The organism is Mesorhizobium sp. Mes31 (assembly GCF_024519675.1).
Lineage (GTDB): Bacteria > Pseudomonadota > Alphaproteobacteria > Rhizobiales > Rhizobiaceae > Mesorhizobium.
In genome coordinates this window covers 1-13,253 of sequence record NZ_JALJRL010000019.1, presented here as the reverse complement: position 1 = coordinate 13,253, position 13,253 = coordinate 1, and the positions used below count along the sequence as shown (strand labels likewise).

General features: G+C 61.5%; 15 protein-coding genes and 1 pseudogene. 8 read left to right on the top strand and 8 right to left on the bottom strand.

The annotated features are described in order from the left end of the window. Positions 1–15: 15 nt before the first annotated feature. Positions 16–717 (top strand): Crp/Fnr family transcriptional regulator, encoded by a 702-nt coding sequence (locus tag NR193_RS26070; RefSeq protein ID WP_256753688.1) that lies wholly within the window; start codon positions 16–18, stop codon positions 715–717. Between the two features lie 3 nt (positions 718–720). On the opposite strand, the gene NR193_RS26065 is transcribed toward NR193_RS26070, so the two are convergent. Next, positions 721–906 (bottom strand): DUF1858 domain-containing protein, encoded by a 186-nt coding sequence (locus NR193_RS26065; protein WP_306280546.1) that lies wholly within the window; start codon positions 904–906, stop codon positions 721–723. Between the two features lie 165 nt (positions 907–1,071). Continuing rightward, positions 1,072–1,322, bottom strand: a pseudogene (locus NR193_RS26060) (hypothetical protein); the annotation flags it as partial. A 90-nt stretch (positions 1,323–1,412) separates the two neighbouring features. On the opposite strand from NR193_RS26060, the gene NR193_RS26055 reads away from it, so the two are divergent. Genes NR193_RS26055 through NR193_RS26045 form a run of 3 tightly spaced genes read left to right on the top strand, consistent with a single transcriptional unit; the run spans position 1,413 to position 4,480 of the window. After that, the gene (locus tag NR193_RS26055) at positions 1,413–2,228 is read left to right on the top strand and encodes an FMN-binding protein (RefSeq protein WP_256753613.1); all 816 of its coding nucleotides are present in this window, start codon (positions 1,413–1,415) and stop codon (positions 2,226–2,228) included. 30 nt (positions 2,229–2,258) lie between these two features. Next, on the top strand, positions 2,259–2,972 hold the full coding sequence (locus tag NR193_RS26050) for an FAD:protein FMN transferase (protein ID WP_256753612.1): 714 nt from the start codon (positions 2,259–2,261) through the stop codon (positions 2,970–2,972). Further along, positions 2,969–4,480: an RnfABCDGE type electron transport complex subunit D gene (locus NR193_RS26045; protein WP_256753611.1), complete on the top strand. Its 1,512-nt coding sequence runs from the start codon at positions 2,969–2,971 to the stop codon at positions 4,478–4,480. The genes NR193_RS26050 and NR193_RS26045 overlap by 4 nt, the downstream gene beginning before the upstream one ends. An 8-nt stretch (positions 4,481–4,488) precedes the next feature. Here the strand turns inward: NR193_RS26045 and NR193_RS26040 are convergent, their stop codons facing one another. The 3 genes from NR193_RS26040 to NR193_RS26030 are packed head-to-tail and all read right to left on the bottom strand — an operon-like array spanning position 4,489 to position 6,823. Next, complete coding sequence (locus NR193_RS26040) at positions 4,489–5,832, bottom strand: HAMP domain-containing sensor histidine kinase (protein WP_256753610.1); 1,344 nt, start codon at positions 5,830–5,832, stop codon at positions 4,489–4,491. Then, positions 5,832–6,497, bottom strand: coding sequence for a response regulator transcription factor (locus NR193_RS26035; protein WP_091586353.1), 666 nt, complete (start codon positions 6,495–6,497; stop codon positions 5,832–5,834). Before NR193_RS26035 ends, NR193_RS26040 begins: the two co-directional genes overlap by 1 nt. Continuing rightward, positions 6,497–6,823 carry a PepSY domain-containing protein gene (locus NR193_RS26030; RefSeq protein ID WP_256753687.1) on the bottom strand — a complete coding sequence of 109 codons (327 nt, stop codon included), beginning with the start codon at positions 6,821–6,823 and terminating at the stop codon, positions 6,497–6,499. The genes NR193_RS26035 and NR193_RS26030 overlap by 1 nt, the downstream gene beginning before the upstream one ends. A 78-nt stretch (positions 6,824–6,901) precedes the next feature. On the opposite strand from NR193_RS26030, the gene NR193_RS26025 reads away from it, so the two are divergent. Together NR193_RS26025 and NR193_RS26020 are read left to right on the top strand one after the other, a co-directional pair. After that, positions 6,902–7,207, top strand: coding sequence for a hypothetical protein (locus NR193_RS26025; protein WP_256753609.1), 306 nt, complete (start codon positions 6,902–6,904; stop codon positions 7,205–7,207). 236 nt (positions 7,208–7,443) lie between these two features. Continuing rightward, positions 7,444–8,142 (top strand): CBS domain-containing protein, encoded by a 699-nt coding sequence (locus NR193_RS26020; RefSeq protein WP_256753686.1) that lies wholly within the window; start codon positions 7,444–7,446, stop codon positions 8,140–8,142. 56 nt (positions 8,143–8,198) lie between these two features. Here the strand turns inward: NR193_RS26020 and NR193_RS26015 are convergent, their stop codons facing one another. From NR193_RS26015 to NR193_RS26005, 3 genes are all read right to left on the bottom strand, one after another. After that, entirely contained in the window at positions 8,199–8,468 is a 270-nt protein-coding gene (locus NR193_RS26015) for a DUF6455 family protein (RefSeq protein ID WP_256753608.1), read from the bottom strand. 172 nt (positions 8,469–8,640) lie between these two features. Beyond that, positions 8,641–9,099 (bottom strand): NUDIX domain-containing protein, encoded by a 459-nt coding sequence (locus tag NR193_RS26010; protein ID WP_256753607.1) that lies wholly within the window; start codon positions 9,097–9,099, stop codon positions 8,641–8,643. 87 nt (positions 9,100–9,186) lie between these two features. After that, complete coding sequence (locus tag NR193_RS26005; protein WP_256753606.1) at positions 9,187–9,999, bottom strand: universal stress protein; 813 nt, start codon at positions 9,997–9,999, stop codon at positions 9,187–9,189. 735 nt (positions 10,000–10,734) lie between these two features. Here NR193_RS26005 and NR193_RS26000 point away from each other — a divergent pair. Together NR193_RS26000 and fixJ are read left to right on the top strand one after the other, a co-directional pair. After that, entirely contained in the window at positions 10,735–12,249 is a 1,515-nt protein-coding gene (locus NR193_RS26000) for a PAS domain-containing sensor histidine kinase (RefSeq protein ID WP_256753685.1), read from the top strand. Next, positions 12,239–12,853 (top strand): response regulator FixJ, encoded by a 615-nt coding sequence (gene fixJ, locus NR193_RS25995; protein WP_256753605.1) that lies wholly within the window; start codon positions 12,239–12,241, stop codon positions 12,851–12,853. Before NR193_RS26000 ends, fixJ begins: the two co-directional genes overlap by 11 nt. Positions 12,854–13,253: the final 400 nt, after the last annotated feature.

Here is a 13,253-nt window from a genome sequence, read left to right as displayed (position 1 = left end):
CCGTGGGGGATCCGCTTGGCTGCGCTGGACCGATCGCTGATTTCGCGACTGCCGCTGTTCCGGGAACTGACGCCCGACGAGCAGATCGAGCTTCTCCGAAGCGCGAGATCGTCACGCTATGCCAAGGACACGGCGATCTTCGAGCAGGAAACCGACGCCCATTCCTTTTTCGTTCTGATCGCGGGGCACATACGCGTCGTCCGCACCACGCCGGACGGACAGCAGGTCATCGCCAGGTACATCAGCGAAGGCGAGATTTTTGGCGTGGCCGCGGCGCTTGGCCGGACGACCTATCCCGCCAGCGCAGTCGCCGCTGTGGACTGTGTGGTGCTGGCCTGGCCCAACGCGCTTTGGCCGGAGCTGGCGCGGCGGTTCCCTGCGTTTGGGGCGACCACCTACAGGACGGTTGGGAACAGGCTGCAGGAAACCCAGACGCGGGTGATGGAGATGTCGACGGAGCAGGTGGAGCAGCGGGTCGCGCATGCGCTGCTGCGACTGGCGAACCAGACCGGCCGAAAGACCGACAGTGGCATCGAAATCGACTTCCCGATCTCGCGGCAGGACATTGCCGAGATGACTGGCACGACCCTTCACACCGTCAGCCGTTTGCTCAGCAAGTGGGAAGAGAGGGGGATCATTGTCAGCGGGCGCCAGAAAGTCACGGTCAAGGACCCGCATCGCCTGGTGGTCCTGGCCGAGAACCGGGACAAGGGCTGACCATCACCGGTCTCCTCGAACAACCGATTCCAATTCGAAAAGAAAGTCGCGCTCGTCGATCTGATGTTCTCGGCATGCCTCCGTCACGGTATGGAAAGTGCCGATCGGACAGCCGACGCAAAGCATCCTGTATCTCAACAGCACTGCCACCGTTGCCGGCCATCGCCTCATGATCTCGTCGACGACCATGTCGGGATTGATAGAACTGGCTTGCTTCATGGTCGAACTTTCGCCTCCACAAAACGCATTTATATGTCCAGCGCGTCCTGCCTTCGTTGCGCTTTCGCAACTTGAAGGACTGTAGAGGAGCCCGAACGGGCTCCCCCGGCCAGACCCTACGAGTTTGGGAAACGGTCAATGCGAGGACCTCCGCGGAGCCGCCGAGTCCGACGCAATTCGGACACTGGGTCGGATGGCAATACCAACGACGGCACCGATTCCGGCAGTCAATGCCATTGCCCGCGCGCCCCAGAATGCAACGCCGCCGGCTCCAGCGCACCGAGTGCATCCAACACCGCAAGGAACAGCAGAGAGGCAATGGACACGACGGCAACAAGTCATGCCGCCGCCGAGACCAGCACCCTCGCTAATGGCGTGGCCGCGCCCCTGACAGCCAATTGTCAGCTCTGGCGTGAGATATTGCGCTTGAAGCGATCCGAAACGGATTCGCCAGTGCAACCTGGAATGCAATGCAAATGAAGCAGATTGCCTTGTCACTTTTTGTCATCGCCGCCTCCGGCGCCTATGTATGGGAACAGGCCGGTACGGCCCCTGCGGACGACATGCTGGGCTCGGCGCAACCAGCCGACGCCGCCGAGGGAGATACCGCGCAGCCGGTAATCCCCGCCGCGCCAACTGACAACGCCCCGGCTCCGACCATGCCTGTCATTCGCCAGCAGAGCGTCCGGCTCGAGCCCCGGTTCAACACTCCGCCGGCGATTGGCAGGGAAACGACGGCCGCCATCGCAGCACCCACACCGAAGCTGGAACCCGTCGCAAAGCAAGCGCAGGTTTCGCGGGCACTCGCCCCGGCGCCAATACCGGCTGGCGCCGCAACGGTACCGGCCGCCGCCGTTCCCGCGCCTGAAGCGCCATCCTTCGTCATTACCCCGGCCGTTTACATACCCATTCCGCAACCGCGGCCGGATTATGCGGAAGCAACCGCCCGCGTCATCCGCACAGGCATGAAGGCGACCGTGAATGCCGGCACGAAGCCGGCCGCGCATGGCTTCGTCGATGGCACCTACACTGGTCCCGTCGCGGATGCCTATTACGGGCCCATCCAGATTCAGGCCTCCATCCAGGGCGGTCGCCTGACGGCGCTGAAAGTGCTGAAATACCCATCTGACCGCCGCACGTCCGTCAGCATCAACCGGCAGGCACTGCCGATGCTGCGCGACGAGGCGATCAGCGCGCAAAGCGCCCATGTCGACATCATTTCGGGCGCGACGCTGACCAGCAGGGCCTTCATCCAGTCGCTCGGCGGCGCGCTGAAGAAAGCTTCGTCGTAATTCATGCGCGAAACACGGATTTTGATGGGCATGCCCGTCACCGTCGATGTCGGCGGCGCGTCGCACGCGTTGATCGACAAGGTCTTCGACTATTTCGAGCACATCGATCGACGCTTCAGCACGTATAGGACCGACAGCGAGATTTCCGCCATCAACCGGGGCGACGTTCCGGTCAGGGACTGGAGCGGCGAGATGATGGAAGTGCTGGCGCTCGCCGAACAGACGAAGAACGAGACGGACGGATACTTCGATATCCGCAAGCCTGACGGTTCCCTTGATCCGTCCGGCATCGTCAAGGGCTGGGCCATCCGCAACGCGGCCGAAATCGTTCGACAGGGCGGGGTCAGCGATTTCTTCATCGAGGCCGGCGGCGACATCCAGGCGTCCGGGAAGAACGGCGAAGGAAATGACTGGAGCGTGGGCATCCGCAATCCCTTCAATGCGGATGAGGTCATCAAGATCGTTTACCCGCGCGGGCGCGGCGTCGCGACGTCCGGCACTTATGTACGCGGCCAGCATATCTACAATCCGCATGGGGTTGGCACCCCGATCGCCGACATCGTCAGTCTGACGGTGATCGGGGCGGATGTCCTCGAAGCGGATCGTTTCGCCACCGCGGCCTTCGCCATGGGCCGGGACGGCATCCTTTTTCTCGAGCAAACGCCTGGTCTCGAAGGCTACGTCGTCGACATCGATGGCCGTGCCACGCCGACGAGCGGCTTCGGAGCACTTTGCACGCCATGATCAAGACCATTGACCGATTTCTCGACCGGCTGACCATGTACAGGTTGATCCTGTATTATCTCATGGCTTTGGTGGCCACGGCCCTGGTGTTCGGATTTGCCGGCCTGGTGCCGCATGATCCTGTCGCGCTCGCCTTCACCACGGCCCTGGCGCTGGCGGCATGCTGGATCGCCAACAAGGTCTTCGCCCGCGTCTTCGAAGTGCCGGCCAACAGCGAGTCGGTCTACATCACCGCGCTTATCCTGGCGCTTATCCTCGACCCGGTGGCCGTCACCGATCTTGCGGGCATCGGCGCCGTGGCATTCGCCTGCGTCTGGGCGATCTCGTCCAAGTTCATCTTCGCCGTCGGCAGAAAGCACCTGTTCAATCCGGCTGCCCTGGGCGTGGCATTGTCGGCATTCCTGCTCGACAAGCCGGCGACCTGGTGGGTCGGCGGCAATTTGTGGCTGCTCCCCGTCGTGCTGGTCGGAGGCATCCTCATTGTCCGGAAGCTGCGCCGGCTGGATCTTTTCGCGACCTTCGTTGCCGTCGCGCTGGCGACTATCCTGGCTACCACCGATCCCACACAATATGGCGTCGCGCTCAAGGAAACCCTGACATCCTCGCCGCTGCTGTTCTTTGCCTTCGTGATGCTGACGGAGCCATTGACGGCGCCGACGACGCGTTTGCCGCGCATCGCCTTCGCGGCCATCGTCGGCTTCCTGTTCGCCCCGAACATCCATATCGGCTCGTTCTATTTCACGCCGGAACTGGCACTGCTGGCAGGCAATCTGTTTGCCTATGCCGCCGGCCCGAGGGGACGCTTCGTGCTGACATTGGAACGCATCGAGCGCTCGGCTGTCGACAGCTATGATTTCATCTTCCGGTCACAGCGAAAGCTTGCCTTCCAGGCTGGCCAGTATCTTGAATGGACGCTTGGCCTCGACCGCTCCGACAATCGCGGCAACAGGCGCTACTTCACGATCGCCTCCGCACCCACGGAGGAAACGGTTCGCCTCGGCGTCAAGTTCTATCCCGAATCCAGCGCCTTCAAGCGCGAACTCATGACCCTCAAGCCTGGCGACCGGATTCACGCCGCGCAATTGGCCGGAAGCTTCACGTTGCCCGCCAAGCCCGACACCAAGATTGCCTTTCTTGCCGGAGGCATCGGCATCACGCCGTTCCGCTCCATGCTGCAACATCTTGTCGACCGGAAGGAAAGACGGCCGATCGTCATCCTCTATGGGACCGAAGGCCAGCAGGACATTGCCTATCGCGACGTGCTCGGCGCCGCCAGGCGAGAACTCGGCATCCGGACGGTTCATGCCGTTGCCCGCGGTGGTGAACGCGGCCAGTATCCCGGCTATATCGACGAGCGTTTGATCCGCTTGGCCATACCCGACTACCTTGAGCGGACGTTCTACATCTCCGGCCCTCAGGCGATGGTCAAGGCGTTGCGCCAGAAGCTTCGCGCGATGGGTGTTCGCCGCTCGCGGATAAAGGTCGACTACTTCCCGGGGTTTGCGTGAAGCGGGGGTCAACGGTGTCGTGGCAAGGAAATAGTCACGACCAGGCCGGGGTTGGCGTTGGCCATGTCAAGGCGTCCGCCGTAGGCTTCGACAATGTCCGAGACGATGGCGAGGCCAAGGCCGCTGCTGCCACCTTTGCTGTCCAGCTGGACACCACGGGACAGGGCGGATTGCCGATCCGATTCAGGAATACCAGGTCCGTCGTCCGCGACGGCAATGACGACTCCGCCGGAAGTCGCGGATGCACCGACCCGCACCTCGGATTTTGCGTAGCGCACCGCGTTCTCGACCAGATTGCCGAGGATTTCGGACAGGTCGCCTTCATCGATTGACGCCATCAGATCGTCGGCAATGTCCATCTTGAACGAAAGCTGCTCGCCGCCTGGCGTGCGTTTGACCACGGCAATGACGCCCGCCGCCGTTTCCCGAATGCGGCAAAAGGCCTTGGCCGATACGCCGGGTGCGAGGCGGGCGCGCGCAAGTTCCCGCTCGACGTGGCGTCGGATCGCCGCCGTGCTCTTCTCGATTTCATCGGCCAGGCTCGTCTCGCCCTTCTTGCGCAAGGTGCGAATGTCGGCCGACAGGATCTGCAGCGGTGTCTTGAGGCCATGCGCCAGATCTGTCGCGCGGGATCGGGCGCGCGCCAGCGCCTTTTCCTGGGCGTCGAGCAGCCGATTTATTTCATCGGCAAGCGGCTGCACCTCGCTCGGCGCCGCTACATCCAATCGCGCGGCTCGCTGTGAAATCACGTTTCGAACCGCGACCCGCAGGCCTTCCAGCGGAGCAAGACCGACGGTGATCTGGATGAAGAATGCCGCCATCAGAGCGAGAGCAAGCAGGATCAGGGCCGGCGCAAGATCGCGGACATATTCACTGACCGCCAGTTCCACGCCGCGATGGTTTTCCGCGACGATGGCGCGAAACGATCGGCCGTCGACATCGGTGACCATGCGCTCGACGGCGATGGCCAGCTCCCCGTCGGGCCCCTTGAATTCCTTGAATTCCCTGAGTTCGCCACCGGTTCCGAGGGCCGGCAGGGCAAGGGTTGCATCCCATAGTGAACGCGAGCGGACAAGGGTGCCGGAGCCAACGTCCTCCACCTGCCAGTAATGACCGGACAAGGGAATGGAAAAGCGCGGGTCGGTCAAGGCTGCCTGGACCGAAAGGCGGCCGTCGGGGCCGTATGCGGTAGCGCCGATCAGGTCGTTGAGGTCGACGGTCAGCTCACTGACGACGCGCCGTTCGACATTCAACTCGAATAGATAGCGCAGCCCTACTCCCGCAACGGCAAGTGCGATGAGGATCGAGACCGTCGCCGCCAACCAGAGCCTGAAGCGGATCGAGTTGCCCATCAAGTGGGCTCATCGGGTATCAGATACCCGAAACCACGTCGCGTTTCGATGACGTCGCTGCCAAGCTTGCGGCGCAGGCGCGCGACAATGACCTCGATCGTGTTCGGATCGCGGTCATTGCCTGAATCATACAGGTGCTCGGCCAGTTCGGTGGGCGCGACCACGCTCCCGGCATGATGCATCAGGAACGCCAGGAGCCGATACTCCAGCGGCGAAAGCGAAACGGGAATGCCGCGCAGCGAGATACGCATCTGGCGCGTGTCCAGAAGCAGAGGCCCGGACTTCAAGACCGGCGCCGCCTGCCCCGTCGAGCGCCGCAGAATTGCCCGCAGCCGGGCAAGCAGTTCTTCCATTTCGAAAGGCTTGGGGAGATAGTCATCGGCGCCGGAATTGATGCCTTCGACACGCTCCGTCCACATGCCCCTGGCCGTCAGGATGAGAACGGGAAACCGCCGGCCATTGGCCCGCCAGCGTTTCAGGACAGTGAGGCCGTCGAGCTTGGGCAATCCGAGATCCAGAATGGCAGCGTCGTAGGTTTCGACATCGCCCGAGAACCATGCAGCTTCGCCATCGCGCACGATATCGACCGCCATCCCGGATGCCTTCAGGGCAGCCGCAATGTCGGCCGCGATGCGCGGCTCGTCTTCAGCAAGGAGAATCTTCATCAGTCACCCTCCCCGCCCCTTATGATGACGGCGGCATCAGCGTCGACGTCGACGATCTTGCGACGGCCATCCGCGACGATGATCTGGAACCGATAGACCCATTTGTCGCCGAGGCGGATGAGGTCGACCGCGACGACATCGCCGGGCGTTTGGGCGCGAACGATGTCCAGGATTTTGGCAAGTCCTTTGATTTCGCCGTGTTCGTAGAGGTCCCGCGCCCGATCATGGTCGCCGTCGTCATCCTCGTCGGCAAGCGCGGCAAGCGGCAGGACCAGGGCAAGCCCGATCAGGCCCATCACCATGAGACGCTTCAGCTTGGCTATCATCAACAAGGCATCTCGCACACGGAAGCTGTCAATCTGCTGTCAGCCATCCTCAGCCGGCAGCAAGCAAGAGTTCTCTAATTGGGTGTCATCGCGTCCAATCATGGCCGCGCTGAGAAGGATATCGAAATCATGCGCAATTCCATGTTTTTGCTTGTAGCACTTGGAGGCCTCACAATCTTTGCCCTGCCGGCGGCCGCCGAATCGGAGGACGGGTCATGTGGAGCGCCAGCTGCCGTCGCCCCTGCCGGTCCAATCGATCTGGAGGCCATCCCGATGAAGGACGCCACCGGCCCGAAGGCAGTCAAGGGCGTCGGCGACGATGAGTGCGATGATCGGTCCGCCGGTGGTATCGTTGGCGAAAACGAAGCATCAGACGACGACTAGTCCCCAATCAACGCCAGCGGCCCCCTGCAGTCTTGCCGGACCGGTCAATCATTGCGGGCAACCGCCTGCGATCGACCGGAAAAAGGGCCGCTGGCGTGCAAGCCACTCCTCCCCGTGCCGACGCCGCCATGCCACACGATACGCGACGCTGCCCTTCGCTGAAAATGATTCAGATCAAGGCATGCCGCGGCCAGGATGTCGATAAATGGCAAGAACAGGCGTTTGAGGAGGCATCCATGCAAGCCGAAACCATAATGACCGCGCCAGTGGTCGGAATAGCCCCGTCCGCATCCGTCGCCGAAGCGGCTCAGTTGATGCTCTCGAAGAGGATCAGTGGTCTGCCGGTCATCCGCGGCGACGGCACATTGGTTGGAATTGTTAGCGAGGGCGATTTCCTGCGCCGTGGAGAACTCGGCACCGAGCGCAAGCGCTCGCGTTGGCTGGAATTTCTCGTCAGCCCCGGAAAAGCCGCTGATGAATACGTCCGAGCCAACGGGCGACAGGTCGAAGAGGTGATGTCCGATGATGTCGTCACGGCAAGCCGAGACGCCTCGCTCGCGGAGATCGTCGAACTGATGGCACGTCACCGCATCAAACGCATACCGATCGTCGAAGCCGGCAGGGTTGTCGGCATCATTGCCCGCTCCGACCTTCTTCGGGCAATGCTCCTCCCGCAGTCAGCCGTGGCCCCGACGTCCGCCGACGACGAGGAGATCCGCCAGACTATCCTGGCCGAACTCGCTGCCCAGAAATGGGCTGCCAAGGACATGATAAATGTCACCGTCGACAAGGGCGTCGTGAAATTGAGCGGCGCCATCTTCGATGAACGCGAGCGCCAGGCAGCAATTGTCGCGGCGGAAAACGCCGCCGGCGTCAAAGCCGTCAAGGATGATCTGTTCTGCGCCGACCCTCTGTCCGTCATTCTGGTTTCGTAGCGTCTGAGGGCAGCAACACAATCTTGTCGACGTGACCTGTGGGTCCGCTCGACGCTCTAACGTTGGCCGGCCGCATGTTGCAGCCGTGCGATCAAGTCGCTGTTGCGGCAATAATCCGGCGGGCTATCGGCTTGCTGATGTTCGTCGAGCCAGATCGAGCATTCGTCCTGATGGCCGCAGGAGCGGCAGCGGTCCACCGCCCGACTCGTGACGGCTATATGGTCCGGCACGATTTTCAATTGTTTGTCGACGCCCAGCTTGCGCATCATGCGGTCCATCAAGGCGGTCCTGCTATCAACGGAAATCAGATAATCGAGAAAGCTCATGTCGGTCACTCCTGCCTCTTGGCATCATTGCCAAGTGGCGGCCCACGACATTGATCTCGGTCAACAGGTTGAGCCGTTGCCAAGTTCGAGCGGTGAAGCGATGGATTGAAGCTCCCGAGCAACGAAATTCGTCAAAACAGGAAAGACTTTCAAGTCCAGGCCGTGCCGCTGGCTAGATGGACGCCACAAGCCGGTCGAGGAAGGAACGCTGGCCGGCAACCATCTTTTCCCGAGCCTGGGCAAGATCCAGCCACTCACCACGATCGATCTCGGGAAAGGACTGCACGCGGCCACTGCGCGGCGGCCATTCCATTTCGAACATGTTGCTGCGCAGCGTAGCGGTGTCGAAATCGCCTTCGACCGCGAAGGCCGTGATGAGCTTGCCTCCGCGCTGGCGCAACTCGCGCAAGGGAAGCAGCGGTGCCGCCGTGAGCTCCCAGCCGGTTTCCTCGGCGAATTCGCGACGCGCCGCGGCCTCGGGCTGTTCGTCATCGCCATACTCGCCCTTGGCAATGGACCACGCGCCGAGATCGCGGCTTTGCCAGAACGGGCCGCCCGGGTGGACAAGCAGCACCTGCAGGCCGCTGTCCGACCTGCGATAGGGCAGGATGCCCGCACTTTTCTTGGCCATGACTTCACGCCCTCGTCATACAGTCCGTCACCGGGGGGCAGGCTGAACTGTTCCTCTGCCGCGCAGCGCTCTCGGTCGCCGTGGGCATCAATACGACATGAAGCGGTTGATGCCGCTTTCCTCAATCAGCGAGTGCGTCACGCCGCCGAACGCCCATTCCCGCAAACGGCTGTGACCATATGCACCGGAGACGATCAGGTCCGCATGGATCGACCGCGCAAATGTCAGCAACTGATCGCCGTCAGCCTCGCCGGCGATCGATTCGGTTCGTGCCATGATACCGTGATGTTCGAGAAAGACCGCGACATCGGCGAGGCTGTCGCGAATGCCTTCGTCGCGGTCGGTATCGATTGTTGCAATGACGACTTCGTTGGCCTTGGCCAGAAAAGGCAGGGCATCTGCTATCGCCCGCCGCGCTTCCCTGGTGTCCTTCCAGGCAACCAGCACGGTTTTTGCCATGACATGCTCGACATTGCTCGCGGCAACCAGAACCGGTCGGCCAGCACCGAGTACAAGGCTGCCGACATCTACTGCGCGAAAGACATTTTCCCCTTTCTCGCTGCCGGTAACGACAAGATCGGCCATTCGGGCCGAAACACTCAGAAAACGAGTCGGGCTGGAAACGGATTGCCCCCATTCGCTGAAGATCGAAGCGGGAACGAGCCTTTCGAATTCGGCTCGCAGTTCGGCAAGCCGCTTTTCGATTTCCGTGCGCTGAATCTGCATGATCTCCCCTTCGTAGACCATACCGTTGCCTGTCGCGACCAGGGGCGGAACATCCGCAGCCGCCAGGCCGATGAGACGGGCTCCAAACCGCTCCGCAAGCTCGATCCCCAATTTCACCATCGCTGCAGGAGGTGCGTCCACGGCAAGATTCACGATGATTGACTTATAGGACATGGATAGGCGCCTCTCGTTGGACCGGTAGAATGCAAGGATGAAATGCATTCTCCGACGCTCGATGCCTTGATGCCGGTCAAAAAGACCTTTTCTCAATTGCCGATCCACTCGATCACGAGCCTCTGGCATGATCGGTTTTGCGTGGGCAGAAAGGGCGATGAGTGATAACTAGGCCAAATTGCACGTCCCCCCATCCAAGGACTTCATGTGAACGACAAGGAAACGCGCGCTTTGCCGACCGGCGAAACCATGCTGAAATCGGTGTCAGCGTTCGGTAACAGCGAGATCGGCAGACTGATCATGTCTTATGACTGGTCAACTTCGCCGGTTGGCCCGATAGGGTCATGGTCTCAGACGCTGATCAACACCGTCTGCACCATGCTCCCGGCCCGCACGCCGATCGCCCTGTTCTGGGGAGCCGACCATGTGGCGCTCTATAACGATGCCTGTGCCTCATTGCTGGCCGGAAAGCATCTGCTGGCGCTCGGTGGCCCGGCGTCGGCAAATCGAACAAAGCTGTGGGACGACCTCGAACCATCGCTCCACAAGGTGCGCACCTCCGGCGAGACTGTTTTTGCGCATGCGAAGCCACTGCAGAGTGAACGGTACGGCATTGCCGAAGAGGTCTATTTCGACATTTCATACTCGCCGGTCGTCGAGGTAGACGGCGCGGTCGGTGGCGTGCTGTGCATTCTGAGCGAAGTCACCGACCGAGTTCGCGGCGAACAGCGGACCATGGCCGAGCATGACCGGCTGGCCCTGATGTTCGAGCAAGCCCCGGGTTTCATGACGTTGATGCGCGAGCCGGGTCATGTCTTCGAGCTGACCAATGCTGCCTACCAACGGCTGATTGGCGATCGGCAAGTGATTGGAAAGTCGGTGCGCGAAGCCCTGCCCGAACTCGAGGGCCAGGGATTCTACGAACTGCTCGACCAGGTGTATGAAACTGGCGAGCCGTACAGGGGGCGGGCAGTTAAAATCGCGCTTCGCAAGAAGGATGGCGAATCTGTCGAAGAGCGTATCCTCGATTTCGTCTATCAGCCGATCAAGGCCGACGACGGCCGTATCGCGGCCATCTTTGTCGAGGGCACCGACGTCAGCGAACTTTCCTTCGCAAACGCTGCCCTTCAGTTGCGCGAAGATCACTTGCGTTCGATCCTGGCGACCGTTCCCGATGCCATGGTCGTCATCGACGAAAAGGGCCGGATCCAATCCTTCAGCACCGCGGCCGAAGCGCTATTTGGCTATCAGTCGAGCGAAGCCATCGGTCAAAACGTCAACATCTTGATGCCGGCGCCCTATCATGGCGAGCATGATGCCTATCTGCACCGCTACCTGACGACGGGCGAGCGCCGAATCATCGGGCTCGGCCGCACGGTGACCGGGATGCGCAAGGACGGTTCGACCTTTCCGATGGAGCTTTCCGTCGGTGAGATGCATCCGGGAACCGGGCGGTTCTTTACCGGCTTTTGCCGCGACCTGACCGAACGCCACCGGGCGGAAGCAAGGATACAGGAGCAGCAGCAGGAGCTGCTGCACATGGCGCGGTTTACGGCGCTCGGCGAAATGGCATCGACACTGGCGCATGAGATCAACCAGCCTCTCACCGCCATCACGAACTACCTCAAAGGCAGCCGCCGACTGCTCGAGAAAAGCACGGAAGAGAATGCGCCCATGCTGCGTGAGGCCGTCGAAAAGGCAGCCGAGCAGGCGTTGCGGGCCGGAGATGTCATCCGACACCTCAGGGACTTCGTCGCGAGAGGCGAGAGCGAGCGTCAGGTCGAACGCTTGCCGACGCTGATCGAAGAGGCCTCGTCGCTGGCCCTGGTCGGCGCAAGAGAGATAAATGTCCGTGTCAGCTACAAGCTCGACCCGCTTGCCGAACTGGTCTTGACCGACCGCATCCAGATTCAGCAGGTTCTGCTGAATCTGATGCGCAACGCGGTGGAAGCCATGCAAGGTGCACCCCGCCGCGAATTGCACGTCATGACCGTCGCCCGGGATGACGGGATGGCCGAGGTAAGCGTGATCGATACTGGTACAGGTCTCGCGCCGGAGGTCTCGGCCCAGCTTTTCCAGCCATTTGTCACCACCAAGAAGCAGGGCATGGGCGTCGGTCTCTCGATTTGCCGTACTATCGTCGAATCGCATGGCGGCCACATCTGGGCGGAGGCCGTCCCCGGCGGAGGGACCGCTTTCCGCTTCACCTTGCGCATCGTTGAAAGAGGAGAGGTCGCCAATGACCGCTAATGATCTCGTGCACGTGGTCGACGACGACGTCGACGTCCGCAAGTCGCTTGGTTTTCTTCTGGCGACGGCAGACTTTGCCGTGCGCCTGCATGAATCGGCGACAGCCTTCCTGGCTACCGCGACGGGCGATCTCGACGGCTGTATCGTGACCGATGTGCGCATGCCCGGCATTGACGGCATCGAGTTCCTGCGCCAGCTCAGAACCCGCGGGCAGACGATTCCCGTCATTGTCATGACGGGTCATGCCGATGTGGCGCTGGCCGTTCAGGCGATGAAGGAAGGGGCTTCCGATTTCATCGAGAAACCGTTCGACGACCAGGTTTTGATCGATGCGATCCGCTCAGCGTTGGACAACCGCAACCAGGTCGGTGCAACGCACCCACAGTCAGCGGAAATCCATGGGCGCATGACGGCACTCTCGGAGCGCGAGCGGCAAGTGCTGGACGGGCTGGTGTCAGGTCTGCCGAACAAGACGATCGCCTATGATTTGGGCATCAGTCCACGCACGGTCGAGATTCATCGCGCCAATGTCATGAGCAAGATGGGCGCGGGCAGCCTGTCGCATCTCGTGCGCATGGCACTGATCGTGGAATCCAAACCCTAGGAAGCGTCACCCAGGGACTTGCCGCCGTCTGTGGGCATTGTCTTCGACTCCCAGTAACGCCAATGGGTCGGGCGGATGTCGACGCGAACGCCAGTCGCGGCGTTCGTCCAACCCTGCCGCCCCTTTATGCAGGGAAATACGAGCGCATGTTCGCCATCCTCGTCCAAGACGGCGAGTTCAAGGTCGGGTCCAAACGGAGCGCTTAGGATTGGCTTCCACATTGCCATGTGATGCGCGGAAGCGACGACTCCCGCCTTGATTTGAATCATATTCCGGCAAACCAATGCGACATCGAATCGGCAGTGGTTCGCTACCGCCGGACAACGCCGGCGCGACGTCGCTGGGGATGGCCCGACGGCCGAGAAGAACAGGAGATCGCATTGATGCTGGTCCGTACGCT